This window comes from Streptomyces sp. NPDC057287 (assembly GCF_042667905.1).
Taxonomy (GTDB): domain Bacteria; phylum Actinomycetota; class Actinomycetes; order Streptomycetales; family Streptomycetaceae; genus Streptomyces.
On sequence record NZ_JBHUYV010000013.1, the window covers coordinates 38144 to 64785 of the forward strand.

Consider the following 26642-nt stretch of genomic DNA (forward strand, 5'->3'; position numbering starts at 1 on the left):
CACACGTCCGGCCGGCTCACGACCGGATCACGGTCGGCGGCGTGCTGCCAGGGGCGGGATCGTTGCGGACGAGGAGACCACCGGGACAGGATGGTGCACAAGAACCTGCGGTGAAGTTGCGCAGAATGCCCAACCACTCGCCCTCTCAGCCCCGGAAGGTGCGCACTGTGCCCAACCACGAGCGGATCGACCCCACCGATGCGCGCCTGCTCCTGGCTCTCTCCGCTCATCCTCGTGCCAGCGCCGTGGCACTCGCCGAAGCGAGCGGACTGAGCCGCAACACCGTCCAGTCGCGTCTGGCGGCACTCGACCGCAGCGGGGCCGTGAAGTCCTTCGAGCGGCGCGTCGATCCCGGGTCTCTCGGGTATCCGCTCACCGCGTTCGTGACCGCCCAGGTCTCCCAGCGCCGGCTGGACGAGGTCGCGAAGGCGCTCGCGGCGATCCCCGAGGTCCTCCAGGTACACGGGCTGAGCGGTGACACCGACCTGCTCGTGCACGTGGTCGCGACCGACGCCGAGGACCTGTACCGCGTCGCCGGCCACATCCTCGACATCCCCTGGGTGGAACGCACCAGTACGGCACTCGTCATGCGTCAGATGGTCCCCTACCGGCTCGCTCCACTGCTGCGTCGAACCGCCGCTCGCTGATCACGGGCGGCCCGCTCCGCCCCGCCGCCAGGCCCCGCCGCCCGGACGGCACGCGTACAGCAACCGCCGTGCGCTCGGACGGGAGGGCCGGAGGGCCGGAGGGCCGGAGGGCCCGGCAGGTGACGGCGCCGGAAAAAGTTTTCCCGCCCAGCTGCTTGCTGTTATCACATATAGCGATCTACGGTGGAGCAGCGCCGCGAGCCGCGCGGACACGGCCGCACCGCTGCCGAGGCCCTTCCGCCGTGCGGTCGGGATGTCACCCGCGCAGACCCATCGTGTCCGTGCGCCGAGCCGGAAGGAGAAGGACGCGACGGATCCGGCGCCACTCCGCGGTCCCCGCCCGCCACGTGGTCCCCGCCGCCGCCGTCAGCTACGCGGTGTACGGCAAAGCGCTCCTCGGGATCGACCACAGGATCACCCCCCTTGTCCGAGCCGACCGACCACCACCGCACCGAGAACACAGGAGCCACTTCGTGCGCATCGCCAACCTCTCCGGCCGCCTGGCACTCCTCGTCGACGGCCTGGCGGTCGACGTCGAGACGGCCAGCGACGGCCGCTTCGCAGCGGACCCGCAAGCCGTCTACGAACGGTGGACGGAGTTCCGCAGGTGGGCGGCGCAGGCCCGGCTGCCCGAAGGAACCGCATTCGAACCCGGCCGTCTGGGCGCTCCCACCCCGGCCCCGCGCCAGATCGTCGCCGCCGGCCTCAACTACCGTGACCACGCCGCGGAATCCGGCTTCGCGTTGCCCGACACCATGCCGCCGGTCTTCACGAAGTTCGCCTCCAGCATCACCGGACCCGTCACCGAGGTGCAGCTACCGCCCGGGGGCCACACCGACTGGGAGATCGAGCTCGTCGTCGTCATCGGCACGCACGCGCATCGCATCTCCTCCGACACCGCGTGGGACCACGTGGCCGGCCTCTCCGTCGGTCAGGACATCTCCGAGCGCATCACACAACTCGAAGGACCGGCACCTCAGTTCAGCCTCGGAAAGTCCTTCCCCGGCTTTGCGCCCATAGGGCCGTGGCTGGTCACACCGGACGAGTTCGACGACCCCGACGACCTCGGTCTGCGCTGCACGGTGAACGGCGAGGAGGTCCAGAAGAGCCGCACCAGCGACCTGATCTTCCCCGTCCCCGAGCTGATCGCCCGGCTGTCCGCCGTGGTCCCCCTGATGCCCGGGGACGTGGTCTTCACCGGAACCCCGGCCGGTGTCGGCCTCGCTCGCGACCCTCAGCGCTGGCTCGCCCACGATGACGAGCTGGTCAGCACGATCGAGGGAATCGGCGAACTGCGCCAGCGCTTCGTCGCGCGGCCCTGAGACGGCCCCCGCCTGCCACCGATCTCCCGTATGCGCACAACCACGCTGCCCAGTCCATCCTGATAGTGCGGGCGCGGTTCTCCCGGCAGGCGGAAAACCCGCCCCGGGTGCACTCCCCGCAGATTCGATCGAGGAGGATCGAATGACCACGACACCCAAGTTCGCGCACGTCGTCTTCCAGACCAGCAATCCCGCCGCGATGCGGGACTGGTACTGCGCTGTTCTCGACGGCCACGTGGTGTTTCAGAACGACAACCTGTGCTTCATCACCTACGACGAGGAACACCACCGCGTCGCCCTCCTCACGCCTCCGGTGCCTCTGGAGCGCAAGACGCCCACGACGGCCGGTGCCCACCACGTCGCCTACACCTTCAGCCACCTCGACGACCTCCTCGCCCGCTACGAACTGCTGCGCGAGAAGGACGTCACGCCCGCGGTGTGCATCGCGCACGGCGTCACCACGTCCATGTACTACAGGGACCCGGACGGCAGCTTCGTCGAGATGCAGATCGACAACTTCGCCGACCCCGAGGAAGCCACCGCCTACATGAACGGACCGGAGTACGGCACCGACGCGGTCGGCCCTGCCTTCGACCCTGAGGCCCTGCTCGCCGCTCGCCGCTCCGGCGCGCCCGTCGAGAGCCTGATCAACCGCTCCTGGGCTCTCGAGAGCGACCTGCCCGACCCGATGCTGGTCCTCACCGGGGCCGCCTGACCGGTGACCGTGCGGTGGTGAGGGCCCGTGCCTGCGGCTCACCACCCCCCGGTGATCCGCGAGCACCATCTCCTCCACGGGGTGCCGGGGGCGGGGCCGGCACCCCATCGGCCCGCCGCCCGGCGGTCAAGGCGCGTTGCCCCGCCGCCCACCCCTATCCGTTCCGAGGGACCCCTTGAACGCATCCACCCACCACGCCGACTGCTTCATGTGCGGCCTGGAACAGAGTGAAGAGACCTCCGTCGTCTTCCGCGACCCCCTGTGGTCGGGACACGTGGTGCCCGGTTACGACGTACCCGGCTGGTTCGTCCTGCGGGTGCGCCGGCACGCCGAACGCATCACCGGGCTCGACGAGGCGGAGCTGGCCTCGTTCGCCCGTCGTGCACGGGACCTTGTCGCCGCGGTCACCGAGGTGACGGGTGCACCGGCGACCTACCTGCTCGTCTTCGGCGAGAACCATCCGCACTTCCACGCGCTCATCACCGCGCGAGGCGAGCACGTACCCGAGGATCGGCGCAACGGGAACATCCTGGGCCTCAAGTCGGACCACACCGACGCGACGGCCGCCGCCCGTCTGGTGCCCGAGGTGCGTCGCGCGTACGCGCGCCTCGCCTCGAACGACGCAGGCGCGCTCTCCGTGTGACGGCTGGAGAGAGAGCCGTGTCGAGTGCGGGCTGTTCGCGCGTACCACGAGGTGCGCGTGAACAGACCGGGCCGGTGGGCCGACGGACGCCCTGCGCCCGGGCCCGTCAGCCGCGTGCGACGGCGATCGAACCCTGGAGCCGCTCGGTTCGGGAATGGCGGACCGGGGCCGTCGCCCTGGACGAACGGCCCGGCTTCACCCTCACCCCGTCACGGGATGAGCGGGATCGACCGGTGTGCACGCAGCGCGCTGTCCGAGAAGTCACCACACCGGGGGCCCGGTCGGCCCCGGCTACCGGCGCCCCGGGTCGGCCGCGGCGGCGGGCGGTGCCGGGCGGGCCACGAGCACCTCGACACCGTCGGTCTGGAGGGCGTCGAGGTCGAAGGCGGGGATGCCGGAGTCGACGATGACGAGGTCGAAGGCGCTCACGGGGGCCAGTTGGTAGAGGCCGCGTCGGCGGAACTTCGTGTGGTCGACGAGAAGGACCTTGCGTGCGCAGGCCTCCATGAGGGCCCGCTTGACCGCCACCGTCTCCTGCGACTGGTGGTAGCAGTGGCCGCGGGTGATGGCGGTCGTGGAGGCGAAGAGCGTGTCGGCGCTGAGACTGGCAACGGCGTCGACGGTGCGCAGCCCGAGGAAGGCGTCGTAGGCGGGGTAGTAGGTGCCGCCCAGGGAGATGAGCTCGATCCCGGGGCTGCCTGCCAGCGTCTGGGTGACGGGACCGAAGTTGGTGATGACGGTCAACGGGGCGTGCCGGACCAGGAGGCGCGTGAGCGCCAGAGCCGTCGTGCTGTCGTCGACGACGACCGCCTGCCCGGGCTTGACCAGGGGCAGCGCGGCGCGGGCGATGGCGTCCTTCTCCGCCGTCATGGCGCGGGCGCGGTGGCGGACATCGCCGTGGAAGGCGGTCGAGGGCTGAGCGGTCGCGCCGCCGCGGACCTTTCTCAGCCAGCCCCGGTCCTGCAGGTAGTCGAGGTCCCGGCGGATGGTCATGGTGGTCACGCCCAGCTCGTCGGCCAGCTGCTCGATCCGGACGAACCCCCTGTCCACGACACGGCCCTTGATCCGTTCCCGCCGTTCGCGGGGCTTCCTGCCGCTCATGTCGGCCGGCTGGCGGTCCTCTGCTCCCATGAAGGCTCCTGTTCATTTTCTGTGAAGTGAACATCCCCGGACCTGACCCCGTTTACCTCGTGCGTCACTCCTTCCGGTGAGGCCTTCAGCGCGCCCGCCGCCTCCGCAGTTGCCCTCCGGAAGGATCGCCCGCAGCCGCACCCTCCATCCCGAATCGGGCTGCTCGCACGCCGAGCGAACATCGAAGGCTGGAGTAGCGCTACGGCAATTGTTCAATTACTGCGGCCCGTTGACACAAATGAAACATCTGAGTTTCCTGAGCGTTGCCTTCAGTGCCCATGAGCAAGGAGTGGAACATGAGAAGACCGGCACGTCTCGCTCTCCTCGGCATCCTCGCCCTCGGCACGCTCGTATCGTGCGCGGAGGAACCCGGCGCGACCGGTTCCGACGACGGGGGCGGCGGCACGGGCAAGGTCGCGTTCCTGATGCCTGACCTCGCCTCCACCCGGTACGAGCGCTACGACGCCCCGCTCTTCAGGAAGCGCATGGGGGCGCTCTGCAAGGAATGCAAGGTCATCTACCAGAACGCCGACAGTGACGCCGCGTTGCAGCAGCAGCAGGCCAACTCGGCGATGGCGCAGGGTGCCAAGGTGATCGTGCTGGATCCGGTCGACTCCGATTCGGCGTCCACCATCGTGCAGACCGCCCATTCCCAGGGCGTCAAGGTGATCGCTTACGACCGACCGGTGTCCGACAAACCCGCGGACTTCTACATCTCGTTCGACAACGAGGCGATCGGCGAAGCCATCGGCCGGTCGCTGGTCGGCCACCTCGAGAAGAAGGGCGCGAAGGGCGGCCTGCTCCAGGTCAACGGCTCTCCGACCGACGCCGCTGCCGGGCTGATCAAGCAGGGCATCCACACGGCCGTCGACGACAGCGGGTTCGACGTGCTCGCCGAGTACGACACCCCGGACTGGTCACCGGAGAAGGCCCAGCAGTGGGTGAGCGGGCAGATCGCCCAGCACTCCGACCACATCGTGGGTGTGGTGGCCGCCAACGACGGAACCGGTGGCGGGGCGATCGCGGCCTTCAAGGGTGCCGAGGTGAAGGTCCCGCCGGTCACCGGCAACGACGCCGAGCTGGCTGCGATCCAGCGCGTCGTGTCGGGCGACCAGTACAACACGATCTCCAAGCCCATCAGGACGGTCGCGGAAGCGGCGGCGGAGGCCGCCCACCAGCTGATGGAGGGTGAGAAACCCACGGCGGACTCGACGCTCTTCGATACGCCTTCACGGCTGTTCGAACCGACTGTGGTGACGCGGGAGAACCTCAAGGAGGTCGTCTTCGGCCCTGAGGGGGTGCTCAAGACCGAGGACGTCTGCACCCGCGTGTACGCCGACGACTGCCGGCGCATTGGCATCCGGTAGCGGCGTCCCGTGCCCGAGCGAGGAGGTTGCCCATGACCAGCCCTGCGATCCCCCGTACGCCCCCTGGTACCGACGGGGCGGTCGTGCTGTCGCTGAGGGGGGTGAGCAAGCAGTTCGGCGCGGTCGCCGCGCTCAGCGGGGTCGACCTCGATGTCGCGGCCGGTGAGGTGGTCGCCGTGGTCGGGGACAACGGCGCCGGCAAGTCCACTCTCGTGAAGATCCTCTCCGGCGTCCACGCCCCTGACACGGGGACGATCTCCTTCCACGGCGAGGACGTCACGTTCGACTCCCCCGGCGCCGCGCACGCGCTGGGCATCGCGACGGTGTACCAGGACCTGGCGCTGTGCGAGAACCTCGACGTCAAGGCGAATCTCTTCCTGGGCCAGGAGCTCCGGCCATGGATGCTGGACGACGTCGCCATGGAGAAGCGGTCCTGGGAACTGCTGCGCGAACTGCGGGCCAGGATTCCCACGCTCGACGTCCCGGTGGCCGCTCTCTCCGGCGGCCAGCGGCAGACGGTGGCGATCGCCCGGGCGCTGCTCGGCCGGCCCGAGGTCGTCCTGCTCGACGAGCCGACGGCAGCCCTCGGCGTCGCACAGACGGCCGAGGTGCTCAACCTCATCGAACGGCTCAAGGACAACGGGCTCGGCACCGTCATGATCAGCCACAACATGGAGGACGTCCGGGCGGTCGCCGACCGGGTGGCCGTGCTCAGACTCGGCCGCAACAACGGTGTGTTCGACGCCCGGGAGGTCTCCTCCGAAGAGGTCGTCGCCGCCATCACCGGGGCCGCCGACAACGCCGTCTCGCAGCGCGCCGCGCGCCGCGCTGCCACATCCAGGAAGGAGGGAGGAGCTCCGTGACCTCTCTCGGTTCCCCGGTGGCGGCGGCCACCGACCCGCAGGACGAGCCTGCTGCGGCGCGGCACGGCTTCCGCGACAGCGTTCTCGGTACGGTCCGCAGGGCCCGGGCGGGCGACGTGGGCATGCTGCCGGTCGTCGCCGGTGTCGTGGTGATCTGGACGATCTTCCAGTCGCTGAACCGGACCTTCCTGTCCAGCACCAACCTGGTCAACCTCGCCTTCGACATGGTGCCCCTGGGGGTGATCGCGCTCGGCATCGTGTGCGTCCTGCTGGTCGGCCAGATCGACCTTTCGGTCGGCTCCGTGAGCGGTGTCGCCGCCGCGGTCACAGGCGTGGTGATGGTCCGTCACGAGCAGTCGGTGTGGCTGGCCATCCTGGCGGCGACGGGCTTCGGCGCGCTGATCGGCTGGATCTACGGGCAGGCGCTCAACCGTTTCGGTGTTCCCAGCTTCGTCGTCACCCTGGGCGGCCTGCTGGCCTTCCTCGGCGCCCAGCTCTGGCTGCTGCGCGGCGAGAACGCCATCAACCTGCCGTACGACTCCGCCCTGGTGAGGTTCGCCCAGGTGTGGTTCGTCCCCGAGGCGGCGGCCTACGCCCTCATGCTCCTGGCGGCCGGCGGCTTCCTCGCCCTCGGCCGGGTCCGTGCCCGCAGCCGCCGCCGCGCCGGACTGTCGTCCGTCTCGCCGCGGTGGCTGGCGGTGCAGTCCTCCGCGCTGGCGGCGGCGCTGCTGTTCGCGGTGTACTACCTGAACCGCACCCGCGGTGTGCCGTGGATGTTCGTGCTCTTCGCCGCCCTGGTCCTGATCCTCCACTACGTCCTCACCCGGACCGGGTTCGGCAGGTCCCTGTACGCGGTGGGCGGCAACGCGGAGGCGGCCCGCAGAGCCGGTATCGACGTACGCGCCCGGTACACCGCCGCGTTCGTCATGTGCTCCACGCTCGCCGCGACCGGTGGGGTCCTGGCCGCCGCCCGTCTGGCGGCGGCGAACCAGAGCACGGGCACGGCGGACGTGAACCTCAACGCCATCGCCGCCGCGGTGATCGGGGGGACCAGTCTCTTCGGCGGCCGCGGTTCCGCCTTCGCCGCGCTGCTCGGCGTCCTCGTCATCCAGTCGATCTCCAGCGGGCTCACCCTGCTCAATCTCGATTCCTCGTACCGCTTCGTCATCACGGGCTGCGTGCTGCTGGTCGCCGTCGCCCTGGACTCCGCCGCCCGCCGCTCGCGGCAGTCGCACGGAAGGGGCTGAGGGCATGACGTCGCTGGCGATCGATGCCGGCACCACCACGGTCAAAGTGGTCGGATACGGCTCCGACGGTATGGAACTGACGGTAAGTCATCGTCCGACCCGGGTGCTGCGGCCCCGGCCAGGCCGTGCGGAGCAGGACATGGACGAGGTCTGGGAGGCGGTCGCCTCCGCCGTCCGGGAGGTCGTGGCCGCGCTGCCCGAGCCGCCCGAGCTGGTCGCCGTCACCGGGCAGGGCGACGGCGCGTGGCTCGTCGACGACCGGGGCCGCCCCACCGGCCCCGCCGTGCTGTGGAACGATGGCCGGGCCTCCGGCCTGGTCACCGGATGGGAGCGCGACGGCACCCTGGAGCAGGCCTTCAGGATCTGCGGCTCCCGGCTGTCCGCCGGCATGCCCAATGCCGTACTGGCCTGGATGCGGCAGCACGACCCGGAGCGGACGCGCCGCGCCCACTCCCTGCTGACCTGCGGCGGCTGGCTCTTCCTGAAGCTCACCGGAGAGGCGGCCGTGGACGAGTCCGAGGCGTCGGCGCCCTTCCTGGACATCGGCCGGCGCACGTGGTCCGAGGAGCTGTTCGATCTCTACGGCGTGGAGTGGGCCCGTGACCTGCTGCCCCCGCTGCGGGACGACGACCACCGTGTGACGGCGCTCAGCACCACGGCCACCGCCGAGACAGGACTGCCGCCGGGCATCCCGGTGGTGCTTGCGCCCTACGACATCTGTGCCACCGCCATCGGCTCCGGCGCGGTCAGCGCCGGCCGTGCCTGCACCGTGCTCGGCACCACGCTGTCGACCGAGATCGTCACCGACTCCGCCGGCTCCGTGCTCACCGGCGAACCCGTGGGCATCACCGTCGCCCTGGGCGTCCCCGGGCACTATCTGCGCGCCTTCCCCACCATGAGCGGTGGCGACATGCTGCACTGGGGCGCACGACTCCTCGGGCTCTCCTCGGCCACCGATCTGATGGCGCTGGCCGAGCGCGGCGCCGAGGACACGGCCGGGGTGCGGTTCCTGCCGTACGTCTCCTCGGCCGGCGAGCGTGCCCCGTTCTTCGACCCGGGCGCCCGCGGTTCCCTCTCCGGTCTGTCCCTGGACAGCGGCCGGGAGGACGTGGCCCGCGCGGTGGTGGAGGGTGTCACCATGGCGATCCGCGACTGCCTCGCCGCCTCCGAGGCCACCCCGGAGTTGTTGACGCTCAGCGGCGGCGGTGCCCGGAGCGCGTACTGGACGCGGCTGATCGCGGACGTCGTCGGCCTGCCGGTGGCGATCCCCGCCGACACGGAGACCGGGGCCCGCGGCGCCTGGCTGACCGGCATGGTCGCGACCGGCCGCGAACCGGACTTCGCCACCGCGGCGGCACGGCACGTGCGGATCTCCGCCACCTGCGAGCCGGACCCCGCCAAGGGCGGGGCGCTGGGGCACCGCTATGCGGAGTTCCTGCGGCTGCGGGAGCTGCACCGCCCGATCTGGGCGCTCGGCCGCGGCGGCATCGCCGACGGGGCCGGCGCATGACCGGCGCCGGCCCGGACCTGTGGCTGGGCGTCGACCTGGGCACTCAGGGGGTCCGTGCGGTCGCCGTGACCTCGGACGGCCGGCTGCTCGGCACGGGGCGGTCTCCATTGACCAGTCACCGGCGGGGCGAACGCCATGAGCAGGACCCGGAGCAGTGGTGGCGTGCGGTCTGCTCGGCCGTCGGGCAGGCCTGCGCCGCGGGCGCCGACCCGCGTCGTATCCGGGCCCTGGCTGTCGACGCGACCTCCGGGACCCTCACCCTGACCGACCGGCACGGCACGTGCGTCACCCCCGGCCTGATGTACGACGACGGCCGCGCCGCCGTGGAGGCCGAGCAGGTCAACGCGCTCGGTGAACATCAGTGGGCCAGGGCGGGCTACCGCCGGATGCAGCGCTCCTGGGGGCTCCCCAAGCTCCGCTGGCTGCTCGACCGGTATCCGCACGCGGCGGCGGAAGGCTGGCGCCTCGCCCATCAGAGTGACGTGATCAACCGCAGGCTCGTCGGGCACGAGGTGCCCACGGACACCAGCAACGCCCTCAAGTCCGGGGCCGACGCCGCGACGGTGACCTGGCCCGAACACGTCTTCGCCGCGTTGGGGATTCCCTCCGGGGTCCTGCCCGGCCTGGTGCTGCCCGGCACCCCGATCGGTGAGGTCTGCGCCGGAGCCGCGGCGGAGTGCGGGCTCGTCCCGGGCACGCTCGTGGTCGCCGGGATGACCGACGGCTGTGCGGCCCAACTGGGCTCCGGGGCCACCGCGGTCGGCAGCTGGAACTCGGTCCTGGGCACCACGCTCGTCCTCAAGGGCGTCACGGCGGACCTGCTGCATGACCCGGGCGGCGTCGTCTACTCCCACCGCTCGCCCTCCGGCCACTGGCTGCCCGGCGGTGCCTCCAGCACCGGTGCGGGCCTGGTCGCCCGGGAGTTCGCCGGCGCCGATCTGGGCCGGCTGACCGACGAGGCGGAGCCCCTGCTGCCCACCGGGCTGCTGCGCTATCCGCTGGTCTCGCCCGGGGAGCGGTTCCCCTTCGTCGCCCCGGACGCCGTCGCGTTCAGCAGCCGGGAACCGGTCGGCCGCGCCGAGGACTTCGCGGCACTGATGCAGGGCGTCGCGTACCTCGAACGCCTCTGCTTCGACTACGTGGACCTGCTCGGCGCCCCCACCGACGGGGCCGTCGTCCTCACCGGGGGCGCGACCCGCAACCCCGTGTGGAACCAGCTGCGCGCCGACGTACTGCAGCGGCCCGTCTCCCTGCCCCGCCATGCCCAGCCCGCGCTCGGCATGGCCGTGCTCGCCGCAGGCGCCTGCGGGGGCCTGGGAGGGCTGGACCGTGCCGCCGCCGCGATGGTGCTGCCCGACCGGGTCCTGGAGCCGCGGCCCTCCCATCGGTCCGCGCACGACGAGGGTTACGCCCGGCTGCTCGGTCTGCTGGTCCGGCGCGGCTGGCTGTCCGGGACCGTCGCGGACCACGCACGAGAAGGGACCGCACCATGAGCCTCCATGTCTTCCTCGTCCGGCACGGGGAGAGCGTCTGGCACGAGGAGAACCGCTACGCCGGAGTCAGCGACATCGAACTCTCCGAGCACGGCCGCGCCCAGGCGGCCGGCCTCGCGTCGTGGGCGGGCCGGGCGGATCTCACGGCGGTGTGGTCCTCCCCGATGCGACGCTGCCGGGAGACCGCGGAAGGGTGCGCGGACCGGGCGGGTCTGCCACTCGTGCTCGAACCGCAGCTGCGCGAACTGGACTTCGGTGTCGCCGAGGGAATGACCCGCGCCGAGCTGCGGGAGCACCTGCCCGGCGTTCTCAAGGCGTTCGAGGCCGACCCGGTGGGGAGCCACTTCCCGGAGGGCGAGGATCCGGTCGCCGCCGGCGAACGGTACGCCGACGTCCTCGGCGGCCTGCGGGCCGGACACCAGGAGGGCCGCGTGCTCGTCGTGGCGCACTCCACCGCGATCCGGCTCGCCCTCTGCCGACTGCTGGGGATTCCGCTGCGGGACTACCGCCGCGTCTTCCCCCACCTGGCCAACTGCGCCGTCAACGAACTCGTCCTCCGCGACGGCACACCCTCGTTGCTGGCGCTGAACCAGCACGTGACCCCGGGAGTCTCCGAGTGACCACGATCCTCGCGGCCGGCGACCACTTCGTCCGCAACTCGCTGCTCACCGACCGCATCCGGCCCGTCGCACCCGAGGCGGTCTTCCGCGAACTCACCCTGCCCTGGCCCGTCGAGCCCTTCGGCGCGGTGGCCGAGGTCCACGAGGCCTCCGGCACCGAGGACCAGCTCATCGAGGCCCTGCACGGTGCGGACATCTGCGTCACCCAGATGGCGCCGCTGACGGAACGCGTCCTGGCGGAGAGCCCCGGGCTCCGTCTCTTCTGCGTCGGCCGGGGCGGCCCGGTCAACGCCAATCTCGCGGCGGCCACCCGGCACGGTGTCGCGGTCACCTTCGCGCCCGGCCGCAACGCCACCGCCACGGCGGAGCACACGGTCGCCCTGATGCTGGCGGCCACCCGCCGGGTCCCCGCCACCAACCAGGACCTCACCGAAGGAGTCTGGCGGGGCGACTACTACCGCTACGACAGCGTGGGACCCGAGCTGGAGGGCAGCACGGTCGGCATCGTGGGATACGGCGCCATCGGCTCCCGGGTGGCCCGCATCGTCCAGGGTTTCGGCGCCCGTGTCCTGGTCTCCGATCCGTACCTCGGTGAGGCCGACACGGCCCCGGCACTCCGGGTGGACCTCCCCGAACTGATGCGGCGCTCCTCGTTCGTCACCGTGCACGCCCGTGCCACCCCCAGGAGCGAGGGGCTGCTCTCCCGCGAGCTGATCGGGCTCATGCCTCCCGGCGGCGTACTCGTGAACTGTGCCCGCGGTTCCCTGGTCGACTACGACGCCGTCTGCGACGCCCTGGACGAGGGGCGGCTCTTCGGCGCAGCCTTCGACGTCTTCCCGGAGGAACCGCTCCCGGCCGGGTCGCGGCTGCGGCGTACCCCCAACGTCGTCATGACCCCGCATCTGGCCGGAGCCAGCAAACAGACCGCCCACAACGCGTCCGCCCTCGTGGCCGGTGAGGTCGCCCGGTTCCTGGCCGGCAGGGAACCGGCCCACTGCGCGAACCCGGAGGTGCTGCGGACCTGGCCCTGACCGGCACACGACGGCTCTCTCCCGGCTCGGTCACCACCCGTTCGCCCCCTGCTCGCCCCGTGGTGGACGGCGTGGGGCGGTCCGGTGGGTCACGGCTCACGCTCTCGTGGAAAGGAAACCACGTGCGAGGCAAGCTCAGGACGTTCCGAACCGTACTCGTGGCCGGGATCAGCGTCCCGGTCCTCCTCCTTGCCGTCCCCTCCCCCGGCGTCGCCGCCGAAGGGGCCGGCGGCAACCGGATGCCCGGGCTGCCCTCCACGGTGTACGGCGGCGCCTGGCCGACCAGCCATCTGCAGGGCGTGACCGTGGACCGCCGACGCGGTTCCGTCTACTGGTCGTTCACCCAGGTGCTGGTCAAGACCGACCTCGGCGGCAAGGTCCTCGGCACCGTCGAGGGGCTCACCGGTCACCTCGGTGACATCGACGTCGACGAACGGGACGGCAGGGTCTACGGATCGCTCGAGTACAAGGCGGCGGAATCGTTCTACATCGCGGTCTTCGACGCCCGCGGGATCGACCGGGTGGGGATGGACGCCGAGCGGGACGGCGTCATGACCGCGGTCCATCTCGACGAGGTGGCCGAGGACTTCACCGCGGACATGGACGGCGACGGTGTCTTCGACGGCGACACCGCCGACACCGCCGACCACCGGTACGGGTGCAGCGGTATCGACGGCGTGTCGTTCGGCCCCGGGTTCGGCAGGCGCGACGGCAAGCAGACGCTGAAGGTCGCGTACGGCGTCTACTCCCACACCGGCCGGACGGACAACGACTACCAGGTGATCCTGGACTACGACATCAGCACCTGGGGCAGGTACGCGCGACCGCTCTCCCAGGACGCCCCGCACCACAGTGGCCCCGCGCACCCCGACGGCAAGTTCTTCGTCCGTACCGGCAACACGACCTACGGCGTGCAGAACCTCCAGTACGACCCGTACACCAGGAACTGGATCATGGCGGTCTACAAGGGCAAGAAGGAGGGGTTCCCCAACTACTCCCTCTTCACCGTCGACGGCTCGGCCGCGCCGGTGCGCGGCGAGATAGAGGGGCAGGCCGCGCCGGAGACGGGCCGTCTCCTCGTCCTCCGCGAGGCCGGCCTGCGCGACGAGGCGACCGGGATCCGCGGCTGGGAGTTCCACGGCAGCTACGGGTTCGACGCGTTGGGCGACGGACGCTACTACGTGGCGGAGGGCCGCGCCGTGGAGGAGGACGGCGTCCCCGAGCAGGAAGGGGCGATCCGTCTGCACCGCTGGACGGGCGACACCCCGGGCCCGTTCGCCCCACTCGGCTGACATCGCCCCGCCACCGGACCGTCAGCCCCGGGGCTCGGGCGGCCGCCCCGTCGACGCCCGGGCGCGCAGCTCGACGGGCAGCAGCTGGTGGCCGGCCCCTTCGGCCCCGGTGGAGACCAGGTGCAGGAGACGCTCCACCGCGCGCCGCCCCGCCTCAGCGGCCGGCACGTGCAGCGCCGTGACGTCCGGCATCGCCAGGCCGGCCGCGGACAGGTCGTCCGCGCAGGCCAGGCTGACGTCCCCGGGGGTGGTCACACCCAGCATGGTCATACGGTGCAGCAGGCCGAGGAGCAGAGTGCTGCTGTAGGCGACGACCGCCGTGCAGTCCGAGTCGAGGACCGCATCCGCGGCGCGGACGCCGGCCTCGAACTCCGGCGGGTGGGGTCCCAGAGCGAGCACCTCGCAGTCGGGGGCGGCCTCGCGCAGGCCGCGCAGCCGCCGCGGGTCGAGCCATGAGCCCTCGGGGCCGCCCAGGTAGGCGATCCGGCGGTGGCCGAGGCCGGACAGGTGGGCGCCCAGTTCGCCCAGTCCCGACGGGGTGTCGATCACGACGGAACTGACGCCGCGGACGCGGCGGTTGAGGGTGACCAGCGGCAGCCGGCCGGCGACCTCCGTCAACAGCGGGCTCGGAGAGAGCGGGGCTGCGGCCGCGAAGCCGTCGACGCGCTGGGCCAGCCGGTCGAAAAGTGCCCGCTCACGCGCGGGCGACCCGTTGGTCACCACCACGATCAGCTCGCAGCCGGCCTCCTCCGCGGCCTCCTGGGCGCCGGCGATGACAGGCGCGTAGAAGGGGTTGGCAAGGGAGGGCACGCTGAAGGCGAGCAGCCCGGTCCGGCCGGTGACCAGCGCGCGGGCCGCGGAGTTGTGGCGGTAGCCGAGCCTCTCGGCCACGGCCACCACCCGGGTGCGGGTGGCCGCCGAGACCATGTCGGGCCGGCTCAGCGCCCGGGACACGGTGGACGCCGACACCCCGGCCTCCCGGGCTACGTCCTCGAGCCTCGCCATCGCGGCCCCTCCTCTGCTTCGTTCCCCGCGGCTTTACATCTGCCTGGGCCGGTCCGTACCCTACCGTGCAAACGCATGCTGCAAGCGATTGCATTGATGAGGAGCGGCGATGGCGACCGATACGAGCGCGCGGAGCGTCCCGAGGGTGGACCGGTTCTTCCGGTTGAGTGAGCGGGGAACCACCGTCCGCACGGAACTGCTCGCCGGTGTGAGCATGTTCCTCGCCTCGGCCTACGTGGTCGTCGTGGTCCCCGGGATGCTCGCCGGCGCCGGGGTGCCGCACGCGGCAGCGACCACCGGGGTGATCGTGACGGTGGTGCTCGCGACCCTCTTCATGGGGCTCTACGCCAACCTGCCGTTCGTCCTCGCCCCCGGGCTCGGCGGCGTGGCGCTGGTGGCGGTCACCCTCATCGGGCAGGAGAAGGTGCCGTACCCGGTGGCCATGGGCATGGTCTTCTGGTCCGGCGTGGCGTTCCTGGTGCTGACCCTGCTCGGCATCCGCCAGCTCGTCACCCGCATCATCCCGGACTGCGTACGGCTGGCGATCGGGCCCGCCATCGGCCTCTACATCGCGATGCTGGGCTTCCGCTCGGCCGGTCTCATCGGGGTCGGCAGGAAGGGGCTCGAGCTCGGCGACCTCGGATCCGCGGCCGCGCTGCTGGCGCTCGCGGGCCTGGTCCTGATCGCCGCACTGTCCTCCCGCAAGGTGCCGGGCACACTGTTGATCGCCATCGCGGTACTGACCGTCGCGGCGATCCCCCTCGGTGTCGCCGAGGTTCCCGACTCCCTCTTCGAGGCCCCCGGAAGCATGGGCCCGGTGGCATTCGACATCGACCTGTGGGGCGCGCTCGAACCGCACTACCTGCCCTACCTGTTCGCCCTCTTCGCCGCCGAGTTCTTCTCCACCACGGGCGTCGTGATGGCTGTGGGCGAGCGGATCGGACTCACCGACGACCAGGGGCAGATGCAGGACGTCAACAAGCCGTTCCTCGTCGACTCGGTCAGTGTGATCGGCGGTTCGGCCATGGGCGGTCCGAGCGTGACGACGTACCTGGAGTCGGCGGCGGGCTCCGACAGCGGTGGCCGTACGGGCCTGACCTCGGTCGTCACCGGCGGACTGTTCGCCCTGCTGCTGCTCTTCACGCCGGTCGCGACCATGATCCCGGAAGCGGCGACCGCCCCGGTGCTGATGTTCATCGGCCTGTCGATGCTCGCCGGGCTGCGCAAGGTCGACATGTCCGACCTCACCGACGCCCTCCCCGCGGCGCTCACCGTCGCCTGCACGCTCTTCTGGGGCAACTTCGGCACCGGCATCGCCGCCGGTCTCACCTCGTACGTGCTGATCAAGGCCGCGGCCGGGCGCTTCAAGGACATCCACGTCGGGATGTGGGTCCTGCTGCCCTTCCTCGGCTACTTCTTCTACAACTCCATCCACTGATCGGAAATCTCGTGCACGACGTCCGCATCTTCGGGGGCAGTGTCGTCTCCGTCTTCACCGGCGAGGTCTTCACCGCTGACGTCCTCGTCACCGGCGAGGTCATCAGCGGGGTGGTGCCGCCGGGTACCGGGGGCGAGGCCGCCCGCCTGATCGACGCCACCGGACGGCTCATCGTCCCGGGGTTCCTCGACGCGCACATGCACGTCGAGAGCTCCTTCCTCACCCCGGCCGCGTTCGCGTGGCTGACGCTGCCGCGCGGCACCACCACCGTGCTGGCGGACCCGCACGAGATCGTCAACGTCGCCGGGCGCGCGGCGATGCGATGGATGATCGACGCCGGGCGGTCCACCCCGCAGACACAGCTCTGGGGTGTGCCGTCCTGCGTACCCGCTCTCGCCGGCTTCGAGCACTCCGGCGCCCATCTGGACGCCGCCGACGTCGACGAACTGCTGCGCTGGGACGGCGTACGGGCGCTCGCCGAGGTCATGGACTACCGCGCGGTGGTCTCCGGCGACAAGCGGATGCACTCCATCATCGCGACCGCGCGGGACCGGGGCGCGATCCTCGACGGACACTGCCCCGGCCTCACCGGAGAGGAGCTCAGCCGGTACATGGCCACCGGCATCGACTCCGACCACACCAAGAACACCCCCGCGGTCGTGGTCGAGAAGGCCCGTCTCGGCATGACCGTCATGCTCCAGGAGAAGTGCCTGGAGCCCGAGGTCGTCCGGGCCCTCACCGCCCTGCCGCAGCTGCCGCCCGTCTGCCTCGTCACCGACGACCTGGCGGCCGACCACATCACCGCGAAGGGGCACCTGGATCACATCGCCCGTACGGCCGTGGCGGCCGGGCTGCCCGCGCTCGACACGCTGCGCGCGCTGACCTGGACGCCCGCCCAGCGGCTTCGGCTGCCCGACCGGGGTGTCGTCGCGCCGGGCAAGCGCGCCGACCTCGTGCTGCTCGAAGGGCCCCTGGAGGACTTCGCCGTCGACTCCGTCATCGCGGGCGGCCGGCTCGTCGCGGCAGGCGGGCAGCCGGTGTACGAGGAACCGCACCCGGGCGACCACCCCTTCGCCGGCTCCGTCCACGTGCCAGGGCTCCCGGACGACGAGTACAGGTGGCGGGTGCATCTGCCGGACGGGCGCCACCGCTTCCGGGCCCTGCGCGTCAACCCGGTCGACACGTACACCGAGCCGACCGAGATCGAACTGGACGTGACCGGCGGCGAGGTCGAGTGGGAGGGCCGCACCGCGCTGTGCTGGGTGCGCAACCGGCACGGCCGCGACCACACGGCCTGCGTGCCGGTGACCGGCATGGACCTCGGCGACGGGGCGGTCACCACCACGTACGCGCACGACAGCCACAACCTCGTCACCCTCGGCACCACGCGCCGCTCCATGCGGGCAGCCGCCGGGGCCGTACTGGAGGACGACGGCGGCGTGGCCGTCGCCCGCGACGGCGCCGTCACCGCCCGGCTGCCGCTGGCCGTCGGCGGCGTCATGTCGACGGCGCCGACGGCCGAGGTCGCCGACGCCTCCCGGCGGGTGCGGGACGAGCTCGGCGCGTGGGGCTGGCGACACCGCAACCCGTTCATGAGCGTCTCGACGCTCACTCTGGCCGTCTCCCCCACCATGAAGATCACCGACCTGGGCCTGGTGGACGTCCTCGCCCGCGACTGGACCGCGCAGGTCCTGGACGGGTGCCACTGACAGTTCCGGCGGCCCGGGCGGCCCCTGGACCCCGGTGAATCCCGGGACGCCTGGGGCTCCAGGACGCCGAGGGTCCGGCGTCCCTGACCGGACAGCGCCGCGGGCCGTGAATATTCTCTGGCGTGGCGGCCCGGAGGCGCGGAGACTCGTCCCGTGTCTGACATGGGTACGTTCCGGGAGTCGGTCGCGGCGTGGGCGGCTGGTGGGCCCGGTGACCCCGCGCGCGAACTGGCCGCCCGGCTGTCCGTCCGGACAGCCGTCCTGCTCGAAGGCCCGAGCGACGTCGCAGCGGTCGACGCGCTGGCAGCCGCCCGCGGCCGGGACCTGGCGGCCGAAGGGGTCTGTGTCCTGCCGATGGGCGGCGCGATGAACATCGGACGCTACAGCCACCTCCTCGGACCCCCCGGCCTGGGCCTCGGCCTCACCGGGCTGTGCGACGAGAACGAGTGGCGCTTCTTCGACCGCGGCCTGGAGCGAGCCGGTGCGGCGCGGCAGGGCTTCTTCGTCTGCGCGGCGGATCTGGAGGACGAGCTCATCCGCGCACTGGGCGTGACGCGGGTGAAGGAGCTGGTCCGGGAGGAGGGGGACCTGCGCCCCCTGCAGACCTTCCTGAACCAGCCGGCGCAGCAGGGCCGGGCGCCCGAGCAGCAGTTGCGGCGTTTCCTCGGTACGAAGAAGGGTCGCAAGATCCGGTACGGACACGTCCTGGTCGAGGCGCTGGCTTCCCACCGCGTACCCGCCCCGCTGGACAGCCTGCTCGCCTGTCTCTGACACCGGGGCCGTGCCGATTCGGGCCGCCGGACCGGTGCAGCCGACGTGCGCGCCGAGAGGGGCGACCGGGACCGCCCCGGTCGTACTTCAGGAGTGCGCCCGAGCCGGGAGACCTCTTCCTGGTCCTGGGGCACTCCTGCGCCTTCGCGTCGCACTCACCGCTGTTCGCCGGCCCAGTACGCGGCCCGCACCTCCCCCTCGGCGAAGTGCCTGCGGGGCAGCCGCAGGCCGAGGGACTCCTCCAACGCGTGGAAGTACAGCTCGTACGTGCTCGTCAGGTCGGGGTGGTCCAGCTCGGCACGGCGCACGGCCCGGTTGAGGAAGTCCAGTTCGCCGCCGCGCATATAGGGCGCGCGGCCACGCTCGTACCAGATCAACTCGAGCAGGCCCCAGTCGTCGTCCACACGGCGGCCGTCCCGCATGTAGTCGAAGGTGTAGATGGCCTTCGCCGAGGTGGCTGTCAGCCACACGCTCTCCCTGATCCCGAGCGCCGCGTACGCCTCCTTGTCGGCGAAGGAGCCCGGCGGCGTCTCGTGGTACAGCAGGAACGTCCACCCGCCCGCCTGCCCGAAACAGCAGCTCTCCCACTGCCGGCCCCAGTGGGCGCGGCCGCCCTCCACGGCCTGCAGGTCCTTCAGGCGTGTACCGGATGCGACCTGTGCGGGATCCGCCCCGTACAGGAGGGCCAGCCGCTCGGCGTCGACGGTTCGGCCGGGCGCAGCACGGAAGAAGGCGAGCGTCGTGTAGGGATCCTGCTCACGCCAGGGCCCCGCTATCCAGGCGAGCCCCTCCAGCGGGTCGTGCCCGCACGCCTCGACCGCCCCCGGGTCGTCCAGGCCGCCGCCGCGGAACCGTCTCCCCCACGCCGGGTCGATCCGGTCCAGCAAGTCGGCCGCCTCCTCCGGAGTGCCGCCGCGCCGGCTCATCGCGGTCTCGGCGATCAGGTAGAGCACCTGCTCGAGGTCGCGGGTGGCGAAGACCTCCCGGTAGGGGCCGTGATGGCCGCGCACCGTGCCGTCCTGGCCCAGGAGCAGGCACAGGCCGTCGTCCCCCGCCTCCTCGGCGCGCTCCGCACACTCCTCCAGCTCCTCCTCCGAGAGCGCCACGGGCGGTAGCCCGACCTCGTCGAGCAGGGCGTGGCGCGCGGCCGTCCGCTGCCAGGCCTCCGCAAGTGTCCGCTCAGTGATCTCCATGGCTTCAATGTACGAGCGGGCACTGACAACCGACGGACCTCACCGGCAGGTTCAGCAATCGGCCGCTCAGGACCGGTTGATCAGGAAGCCCTGAGACCGGGCTCCTCCTCACGGCAACGAGCGGGTGAGCCAGGCCACTTCACCGTTCTCCTCCGTGGAGACGTGATCCCGCTCGAACCCGATCTTCTCAAGAACGCGGAGCGACGGGGTGTTCCACGTGCCGACGGTCGACCAGAGCCGTCTCCGCCCGGTCGCGACGGCAGCACGGAGCACCGCGCCGGCCGCCTCCGTGGCGTAGCCACACCCGTGCGCGCGCTGGAACAGCTCATACGCGATTTCGGGCTCCTCCAGCGTGGAGCGGCCAATGATCAGCCCGCAGTAGCCGATGAAATCGCCTTCCTCGCGGCGCTGGACGGGCAGCAGGGCGATCCCCGTGGTCGCCGTCGCGGTGAGCAGCTCCGCGATGGACGTACGGATCCGCTCGACCTCGGGGGTCCCCTTGCCGCGTTCGGCGAGGAGGGCACAGAACTCGGGAGCGTCCGACTCGGCCCACGGCCGCAGGACAAGCCGCTCGGTCTCGAGGTGGAACGGCATCGTCTCGTAAGAAGTCATGCCTCCACTCTGCCCCACGGGCCGTCAGGGAGTTCAGCTGGATTTCCGGTGCTCCAGCCGCACTTCGTGTCCGGCTGCCGCGGGAGCCAGGACACCGGGTGCGCGATCTCGGCGAGGCAGGTGGACTCTCGGCGCGGCCAGGTCGGCCTCAGGTGCTGGACAGCCGGTTCCGCAACCCCCTTGACCAATGGTCAAGAAACGTTGACCATTGGCCACATGCCTACCGACGACCTCCCCGAGACGTTCCACGTCACCACCGCCGAGCAGTTGCGGGCCGTTTCCAATCTCACGCGTCACCGGATCATGGCCGTGCTCCGCTTCGAGCCCGCGACGATCACACAGATCGCCGCTCGAATCGGCCTCGCCAAGGGAAGCTCCAGCTACCACGTACGGCTGCTCGAACGGGCCGGCCTGGTGACGGTGGTCCGGACGCGGAAGGTCCGGGGAGTCACCGAGCGGTACTACGCCATGGCCGCGCGGACGATCGTGCTGCCGGATCCGGGCGAGGGAGGGCCTGACCTGCTGATGCGGCACGCGGTGAGGGACCTGGAGGCAGCGCCGGCGGATGCGGAGCGGCACGTACGGATGGCCCATCTGCGGCTCACCGAGGAGCAGTTCACGGAGCTGGGAGCCCGGCTGGAGGCACTGGCGGACGAGTTCCGGGAGCTGTCCGATCCCTCGCTGCCGGACGCGTCACTCGTCTTCGCACTCTTCCACCCGTCACCGCGTGAGCAGACCGAAGGGGGCACCGAGTGAACTCGGACGTACGCAAGCTGCCGATCGGCTTCCGACGGCTGTGGACTGCGCAGACGGTGTCCTCACTCGGTGACGGGGTGTCGCATGCCGCGCTGCCGCTGATCGCGCTGACGTTGACGCGTGATCCGATGGCGCTCGCCGTGGTCACGGCCGCCGGCACACTGCCGTGGCTGCTCTTCGGGGTGCTCGGCGGTGCGATGGTGGACCGCTGGGACCGCCGGCGCACCATGTGGGTCACGGACGCGGTGCGTGCGGCGCTCCTGGCGATACCGGCGGCAGCAGCCGCGCTCGACGCACTGAGCATCCCGCTGCTCGCGGCCGTCGCCTTCCTGCTCGGCCTCGGCGGACTCTTCTTCGACACGGCCGCCACCGCCTATCTGCCGGATCTGCTGGGCCGCGACCCCGCGCTCCTGGAGCGCGCCAACGCCCGCCTGCGCGGCGCCCAGACCGCCGCGTCCGGCTTCGCGGGCCCGCCTGCGGGCAGTGCCCTGCTCGCGCTCGGACGGGCGGTCCCGCTGCTCGCCGACGCGGTGTCGTTCGCGCTCTCCGCACTGCTCGTACGGTCACTGCCCGCCGCACCCCGACCCGTACCGCAAGCACGCGAGTCGCTGCTGCGGCAGGCGCGGGCCGGCGCCTCGTACGTATTCCGGAACCGGTTACTGCTCGGGCTCGCCCTGCGTCCGGCGGTCGGGAACATCGCCTTCCTCGCCGTCGAGACCGTACTCGCCCTCTTCGCTCACGACCGCCTGGGCATCGACACCTTCGGCTTCGGTCTGCTCCTCACGGCGGAGGCCACTGGCGGTCTGCTCGGGTCGGGCATCGCCTCCTTCCTCGGCCGACGGCTCGGCACAGGCACAGCACTGACCTGCACGGCCGCAGCCGAAGGACTCGCCGTCCTGGGCCTCGCCGTCGCCCCGAACCCGTACGTCGCAGGCCTCGCGCTCGCCGTCTGCGGAGCCGGCATGGGCGCGACGATGGTGCTCGGCCCCTCCCTCCGTCAGGCGATCGTCCCCGCCCACCTGATGGGCCGGGTCGCCTCCACCTCCCGCATGCTCGCCATGTGCGCCGCCCCGTTCGGCGCCTTCCTCGGGGGCTGGCTGGCCACCACCTACGACGTGCGCACCCCGCTCTGCGCCGCCGCCGGCCTCCTCCTCACCATGACCGCAGTCACGTCGACCATGACCAGCAACCGCCGGGTCGAGGCAGCCCTGCGTGCCACCGCCCCGAACGATGATCCGGATCAACCGGAATCCCGGGACCCCGTTCGGAACGGTGCTCTGTAGGCAGCCCGGGGCCCGACGGGGCGGGGCTCGTGTGCTCCCTCCGCCCATCCCGACGCCGCGACGCCCGGCGCCCGGGGCGCTCGCGACGATCTCGCCCATTGCGCCGCACCGCGCGGCGGCGGCGCTCCCCGCAGGCACTCACCGGACGCGATCAGCGATGCCCCGCTTTCGTTCATGTGTGTTGCCTTTCGTATTGCACGTTCCATTGTCGATCTCGATCGAAGATGCTAGAAACGTGTCGCTCTTGAGTTACCCGTCGCCGGAAGGGCGTGTGCAGGAACGCTCAAGAGCCCCACCGTCGATCTCCCGGGCTCGGAGGCACCATGCCGTCCTCGCTTTCCCGTCGCATGTTCGTGCAGATATCAGGCGCCGCCACCGCCGTCGGCCTCGTCGGAGCGATGCACACGAGTGCCGTCGCGGCCGAAGGCTCGTCGTCCGCCGACTTCGCCGCGCTGCGCGCAACCTGGCGTTCGCTGCTCCTCGGCCAGGACTTCAGACCGACGGCCGAACCGTTCCGCACCAAGCTCGCCGCCCTGGGCGCCCAGGCCTCCGCCCACGCGAAGCTGATGGCTCCGGCCGACGGCTCCCTCTTCCCCGACGCGGTCTGGGCCGACCCGGATCCCGACCTCGACACCGAGTCGTACACCTACTCCTCCAGGATCCAGACCAGTTACCAGCGGCTGTACACGATGGCCGAGGCGTGGTCCCAGCCGGGCACGGGCATCACCGGGGACCCCGCCGTCGCCGCGAAGATCGTTGCGGGGCTGGACCACATGAACGCCCGGATCTACAACGAAGGACAGCCGAGGTACGGCAACTGGTACAACTGGCAGATCGGCGGCCCACAGGCGCTGCTGGACACGGCCCTCCTGGTCCGTGACGAGCTCTCCGCCGATCAGATCGCCGCCTACTGCCGCGCGGTCGACGCGTTCGTCCCGGACAGCGTGGTCGCCTCGTACACGGGCACGTCCACCGGAGCCAACCGCATCGACCTGTGCCGGGTGCTGGCGATCCGCGGAATCCTGGGAGAGGACGCGGGGAAGGTCGCCCTCGCGGCGAGCGCCATCGCTCCGGTCTTCCCGTACGTCACCAGCGGCGACGGTCTGTACGCCGACGGCTCGGTCATCCAGCACACCTACGTGCCGTACACCGGCTCGTACGGAGCGGTCCTCCTCGACGGACTGAGCAAACTGCTCGCGCTGCTCAGCGGTTCGGCCTGGGAGATCACCGATGCCGGCCGCCAGATCATCTTCGACGCCGTGGAGGCGGCCTACGCACCGTTCCTGCACAACGGGCTGTTCATGGACGGTGTCTCCGGCCGGGCGACAGCCCGTGGGCTGGAGCCCGGGAACGCCGCCGGCCAGAACGACGACCAGCTGCGCGGCCACGCGGTCATGGCCTCCGTCGTCGCCCTCGGCCGGGCGGCGAGCGCAGAGGAGAACCGGCGCTGGCGCGGGCTGGTGCGCGGGTGGATCCAGCGCGGCTCCTACCGGTCGCCGGTCACCGATCCCATGCTCTCCGTCGCCAGACTCTCACTGCTCAACGGCGTACTGGACGACAGCTCGGTCACCCCTCTGACGCAGCCGGACGGCAGCCTGGTCTTCCCCGCCATGGACCGGGCCGTGCACCGCCGGTCCGACTGGGTCGCCTCGGTCTCGATGGCCTCCCGGCGGATCACCTACTACGAGAACGGCAACGGGGAGAACCTGCGCGGCTGGCACACCGGATCCGGGATGCTCTACTGGTGGGGCGGGGACTTCGCCGACGACCAGTACTCCGACCGGTTCTGGCCGACGGTCGACCCCTACCGGCTCCCCGGCACCACCGCGTCGGCCAAACGGCTGGCCGACGGAGAGGGCGGGACATGGGGAGCCGCACGGCCGGACGTGGACTTCGTCGGCGGCGCCGGTGACGGCTCGTACGCGATGCTCGGACAGCAGCTGAAGGGGCTGTCATCCACTCTGGAGGCGCTGAAGTCATGGTTCTTCGTCGATGACGCAGTCATCTGCCTCGGCTCCGGCATCAGCGCCGCCGACGGGACTGCCGTCGAGACCGTCGTGGAGAACCGGCACCTCGGCGTGAACGGCACCAACGCCCTGACGGTGGACGGCCGTCGGCAGCCGACGGTGTTCCCCTGGTCGGCGAGGATCCCCCGGGCCGGCTGGGCCCACATCGCCGGGCACGGTGGCTACGTCTTCCCGGACCGGATGCCCCTGAGTGCGCTGAGGGAGGAGCGCACGGGTGCCTGGCACGACATCAACAGCGCATCGGGTTCGACGACCCCGATCACCAGCCGCTACACCACACTCTGGTTCGACCACGGCACCGATCCGGTCGACGAGGGGTACGCCTACATCCTGCTGCCGGGGGCCTCCGCAGCCTCCACCGCACGGCGTGCCGGCGCCCTCGGACGATGGCTGACTGCTTCGGCGCGCACCGCGGACGTCCACGGTGCGCGGATCCCGGCGCTCGGGCTCACCGCTGCCAACTTCTGGGCCGCGGGCAGCTTCGGACACCTCTCCGCCGACGCTCCGGTCTCCGTACTGGTGAGGGAGCGGCATGACGGAACCGCCGTCATCTGCGTCAGCGATCCGACTCGGCTGCAGAAGAACGTCAGGATCACCTGGGACCGTCCCGTCCGCTCCGTCATCACCAGGCCCGGACCGCTGACCGGCTCCTCCACCGGTACCCGGCTGGAACTCACCTTCGGCGACCTCTCGGCGACGGCCGGGGGCACCCTGCGGACCACGGTCCGACTCGGTTAGGACGCGCGAGCAGAAGACTCGGGCGCAATGCTGTGGGAGAAGGCTCGGGCAGGACATGGGAGTGCCGACGTTCCTACGTGACTGTTCGAACAAGAACGTACACATCCGCTCATCAGGCGGCTACACTGACCCGTGGTCCGGCCAGGAGAGGGGAAGTCGAGCAATGCACGCCGAAGAGAGGCATCAGGCGATACTCCGCAGGCTGCGCGAGCGGGGGACGCTGCGGGTCAGCGATGTCGCGGACGAGTTGCGCGTCTCGCCGGTCACGGTCCGCAGAGACATCGAGATCCTCGCGGACCGCGGGCTGGTCGCCCGGGTCCACGGCGGCGCCGTCCTGCCGGAGACCCGCGCCGAGACGACGGGGGCGGAGGGGCCCGCCCGGGCATCGGCAGCCCGCGGGCCCCTGTCCTTCGGCCTGATCGTGCCCGCCGCCGACTACTACTACCCGGAAGTGATCAAAGGGGCCCAGGAGGCCGCCGGTGAGCGCGGCATCCGGCTCGTCCTGGGGATTTCGCAGTACAACCCGGACGACGAGCACGTCCAGGCCCGGCGCATGCTCTCCGACGGACTCGACGGTCTCCTCGTCGCGACCTGCGACCCCGCGGCCGCCGCACCCTGGCTGGGCGAACTGACGATTCCCCACGTGCTGCTGGAGCGCCGGCCCGGGGACGAGCTGTCCGGCACGGAACGGGTCGTCACCGACCATGTCCACGGCGCCCGGCTGGCGGTGCACCATCTGGCGCGGACGCGTCGGCGGATCGGCCTTCTGGTACGCGACGACAGCCCGCACAGCGGTCCGCTCGTCGAGGGATACCGGAAGGGCCTTGCGGCTGCGGGGCTCGACGCGCCCGCCGACGGGCTCTTCCGCATGCCGCCCCCGGCCGGTGACGCGGCCCGGCGCGAGGAGGTCCTCGACGCCTTCGCCGCCGCCGCGGCGGCGGGCAGGCTGGACGGCGGCCTGATCCACAACGACCACGACGCGATCGTCCTGCTGCAGCGGCTGAGGGCGCGGGGGATCGACGTGCCCCGCGACCTGGCCCTCGTCGCCTACGACGACGAGGTCGCCTCGCTCGCCGACATCCCGCTCACCGCGGTGGCACCTCCGAAGCTCGCCGTGGGCGCCTCCGCGGTGGCTCTCCTCGCCGAACGCATCGCGGACCCCGCACGTCCCCGGCACCTGGTGTCGATCCTGCCGGAGCTGCACGTCCGCTCGTCCAGCTGATCCCCGT

The 26642-nt window shown here is 71.5% G+C and carries 23 protein-coding genes; 19 read left to right on the forward strand and 4 right to left on the reverse strand.

Features of this window, described 5'->3' with window-relative positions:
* The first annotated feature begins 167 nt into the window (after nucleotides 1-167).
* The 4 genes from ACFUNE_RS24360 (at nucleotide 168) to ACFUNE_RS24375 (ending at nucleotide 3327) form a co-directional block, all read left to right on the forward strand.
* Nucleotides 168-647 (forward strand): Lrp/AsnC family transcriptional regulator, encoded by a 480-nt coding sequence (locus tag ACFUNE_RS24360; protein ID WP_383571828.1) that lies wholly within the window; start codon nucleotides 168-170, stop codon nucleotides 645-647.
* 473 nt (nucleotides 648-1120) lie between these two features.
* Nucleotides 1121-1969: a fumarylacetoacetate hydrolase family protein gene (locus tag ACFUNE_RS24365; protein WP_383571831.1), complete on the forward strand. Its 849-nt coding sequence runs from the start codon at nucleotides 1121-1123 to the stop codon at nucleotides 1967-1969.
* Between the two features lie 142 nt (nucleotides 1970-2111).
* Entirely contained in the window at nucleotides 2112-2684 is a 573-nt protein-coding gene (locus ACFUNE_RS24370) for a VOC family protein (RefSeq protein ID WP_383571834.1), read from the forward strand.
* 175 nt (nucleotides 2685-2859) lie between these two features.
* Nucleotides 2860-3327 carry a hypothetical protein gene (locus tag ACFUNE_RS24375; RefSeq protein ID WP_383571836.1) on the forward strand — a complete coding sequence of 156 codons (468 nt, stop codon included), beginning with the start codon at nucleotides 2860-2862 and terminating at the stop codon, nucleotides 3325-3327.
* A 291-nt stretch (nucleotides 3328-3618) separates the two neighbouring features.
* Here the strand turns inward: ACFUNE_RS24375 and ACFUNE_RS24380 are convergent, their stop codons facing one another.
* Nucleotides 3619-4428, reverse strand: coding sequence for a DeoR/GlpR family DNA-binding transcription regulator (locus ACFUNE_RS24380; RefSeq protein WP_383572290.1), 810 nt, complete (start codon nucleotides 4426-4428; stop codon nucleotides 3619-3621).
* Between the two features lie 326 nt (nucleotides 4429-4754).
* Here ACFUNE_RS24380 and ACFUNE_RS24385 point away from each other — a divergent pair, with 326 nt between their 5' ends.
* From ACFUNE_RS24385 to ACFUNE_RS24420, 8 genes are all read left to right on the forward strand, one after another.
* Nucleotides 4755-5825, forward strand: a complete 1071-nt coding sequence (locus tag ACFUNE_RS24385; RefSeq protein WP_383571839.1) for a sugar ABC transporter substrate-binding protein — start codon at nucleotides 4755-4757, stop codon at nucleotides 5823-5825.
* Between the two features lie 32 nt (nucleotides 5826-5857).
* Nucleotides 5858-6688 (forward strand): ATP-binding cassette domain-containing protein, encoded by an 831-nt coding sequence (locus ACFUNE_RS24390; protein WP_383571842.1) that lies wholly within the window; start codon nucleotides 5858-5860, stop codon nucleotides 6686-6688.
* The gene (locus tag ACFUNE_RS24395) at nucleotides 6685-7935 is read left to right on the forward strand and encodes a sugar ABC transporter permease (protein WP_383571845.1); all 1251 of its coding nucleotides are present in this window, start codon (nucleotides 6685-6687) and stop codon (nucleotides 7933-7935) included. The genes ACFUNE_RS24390 and ACFUNE_RS24395 overlap by 4 nt, the downstream gene beginning before the upstream one ends.
* A 4-nt stretch (nucleotides 7936-7939) precedes the next feature.
* Nucleotides 7940-9445 carry an FGGY family carbohydrate kinase gene (locus tag ACFUNE_RS24400; RefSeq protein ID WP_383571848.1) on the forward strand — a complete coding sequence of 502 codons (1506 nt, stop codon included), beginning with the start codon at nucleotides 7940-7942 and terminating at the stop codon, nucleotides 9443-9445.
* Complete coding sequence (locus ACFUNE_RS24405; RefSeq protein ID WP_383571851.1) at nucleotides 9442-10938, forward strand: FGGY-family carbohydrate kinase; 1497 nt, start codon at nucleotides 9442-9444, stop codon at nucleotides 10936-10938. The genes ACFUNE_RS24400 and ACFUNE_RS24405 overlap by 4 nt, the downstream gene beginning before the upstream one ends.
* Nucleotides 10935-11558, forward strand: a complete 624-nt coding sequence (locus tag ACFUNE_RS24410; RefSeq protein WP_383571854.1) for a histidine phosphatase family protein — start codon at nucleotides 10935-10937, stop codon at nucleotides 11556-11558. The genes ACFUNE_RS24405 and ACFUNE_RS24410 overlap by 4 nt, the downstream gene beginning before the upstream one ends.
* Complete coding sequence (locus tag ACFUNE_RS24415; RefSeq protein WP_383571857.1) at nucleotides 11555-12589, forward strand: 2-hydroxyacid dehydrogenase; 1035 nt, start codon at nucleotides 11555-11557, stop codon at nucleotides 12587-12589. The genes ACFUNE_RS24410 and ACFUNE_RS24415 overlap by 4 nt, the downstream gene beginning before the upstream one ends.
* A gap of 122 nt (nucleotides 12590-12711) precedes the next feature.
* Nucleotides 12712-13881 (forward strand): hypothetical protein, encoded by a 1170-nt coding sequence (locus tag ACFUNE_RS24420; protein ID WP_383571860.1) that lies wholly within the window; start codon nucleotides 12712-12714, stop codon nucleotides 13879-13881.
* A gap of 21 nt (nucleotides 13882-13902) precedes the next feature.
* On the opposite strand, the gene ACFUNE_RS24425 is transcribed toward ACFUNE_RS24420, so the two are convergent.
* Nucleotides 13903-14886 carry a LacI family DNA-binding transcriptional regulator gene (locus ACFUNE_RS24425; RefSeq protein WP_383571863.1) on the reverse strand — a complete coding sequence of 328 codons (984 nt, stop codon included), beginning with the start codon at nucleotides 14884-14886 and terminating at the stop codon, nucleotides 13903-13905.
* A 109-nt stretch (nucleotides 14887-14995) separates the two neighbouring features.
* Here ACFUNE_RS24425 and ACFUNE_RS24430 point away from each other — a divergent pair, with 109 nt between their 5' ends.
* The 3 genes from ACFUNE_RS24430 to ACFUNE_RS24440 all read left to right on the forward strand — a co-directional run bounded on the left by ACFUNE_RS24430 (nucleotide 14996) and on the right by ACFUNE_RS24440 (nucleotide 18804).
* Nucleotides 14996-16324: an NCS2 family permease gene (locus ACFUNE_RS24430; RefSeq protein WP_383571866.1), complete on the forward strand. Its 1329-nt coding sequence runs from the start codon at nucleotides 14996-14998 to the stop codon at nucleotides 16322-16324.
* An 11-nt stretch (nucleotides 16325-16335) separates the two neighbouring features.
* On the forward strand, nucleotides 16336-18033 hold the full coding sequence (locus ACFUNE_RS24435) for an adenine deaminase C-terminal domain-containing protein (RefSeq protein WP_383571869.1): 1698 nt from the start codon (nucleotides 16336-16338) through the stop codon (nucleotides 18031-18033).
* 153 nt (nucleotides 18034-18186) lie between these two features.
* Nucleotides 18187-18804, forward strand: a complete 618-nt coding sequence (locus ACFUNE_RS24440; RefSeq protein WP_383571872.1) for a TOPRIM nucleotidyl transferase/hydrolase domain-containing protein — start codon at nucleotides 18187-18189, stop codon at nucleotides 18802-18804.
* A gap of 155 nt (nucleotides 18805-18959) precedes the next feature.
* On the opposite strand, the gene ACFUNE_RS24445 is transcribed toward ACFUNE_RS24440, so the two are convergent.
* On the reverse strand, nucleotides 18960-19997 hold the full coding sequence (locus tag ACFUNE_RS24445) for a hypothetical protein (RefSeq protein ID WP_383571875.1): 1038 nt from the start codon (nucleotides 19995-19997) through the stop codon (nucleotides 18960-18962).
* A 108-nt stretch (nucleotides 19998-20105) separates the two neighbouring features.
* Nucleotides 20106-20609, reverse strand: a complete 504-nt coding sequence (locus tag ACFUNE_RS24450; RefSeq protein ID WP_383571878.1) for a GNAT family N-acetyltransferase — start codon at nucleotides 20607-20609, stop codon at nucleotides 20106-20108.
* 216 nt (nucleotides 20610-20825) lie between these two features.
* Here ACFUNE_RS24450 and ACFUNE_RS24455 point away from each other — a divergent pair, with 216 nt between their 5' ends.
* The 4 genes from ACFUNE_RS24455 to ACFUNE_RS24470 all read left to right on the forward strand — a co-directional run bounded on the left by ACFUNE_RS24455 (nucleotide 20826) and on the right by ACFUNE_RS24470 (nucleotide 26635).
* A complete protein-coding gene (locus ACFUNE_RS24455) occupies nucleotides 20826-21365 on the forward strand; it encodes an ArsR/SmtB family transcription factor (protein ID WP_383571881.1) in 540 nt (179 codons plus the stop codon).
* Complete coding sequence (locus ACFUNE_RS24460) at nucleotides 21362-22648, forward strand: MFS transporter (protein WP_383571884.1); 1287 nt, start codon at nucleotides 21362-21364, stop codon at nucleotides 22646-22648. Before ACFUNE_RS24455 ends, ACFUNE_RS24460 begins: the two co-directional genes overlap by 4 nt.
* A 323-nt stretch (nucleotides 22649-22971) precedes the next feature.
* Nucleotides 22972-25413 (forward strand): polysaccharide lyase 8 family protein, encoded by a 2442-nt coding sequence (locus tag ACFUNE_RS24465; protein ID WP_383571888.1) that lies wholly within the window; start codon nucleotides 22972-22974, stop codon nucleotides 25411-25413.
* A 163-nt stretch (nucleotides 25414-25576) separates the two neighbouring features.
* Nucleotides 25577-26635: a LacI family DNA-binding transcriptional regulator gene (locus ACFUNE_RS24470; protein ID WP_383571891.1), complete on the forward strand. Its 1059-nt coding sequence runs from the start codon at nucleotides 25577-25579 to the stop codon at nucleotides 26633-26635.
* Nucleotides 26636-26642: the final 7 nt, after the last annotated feature.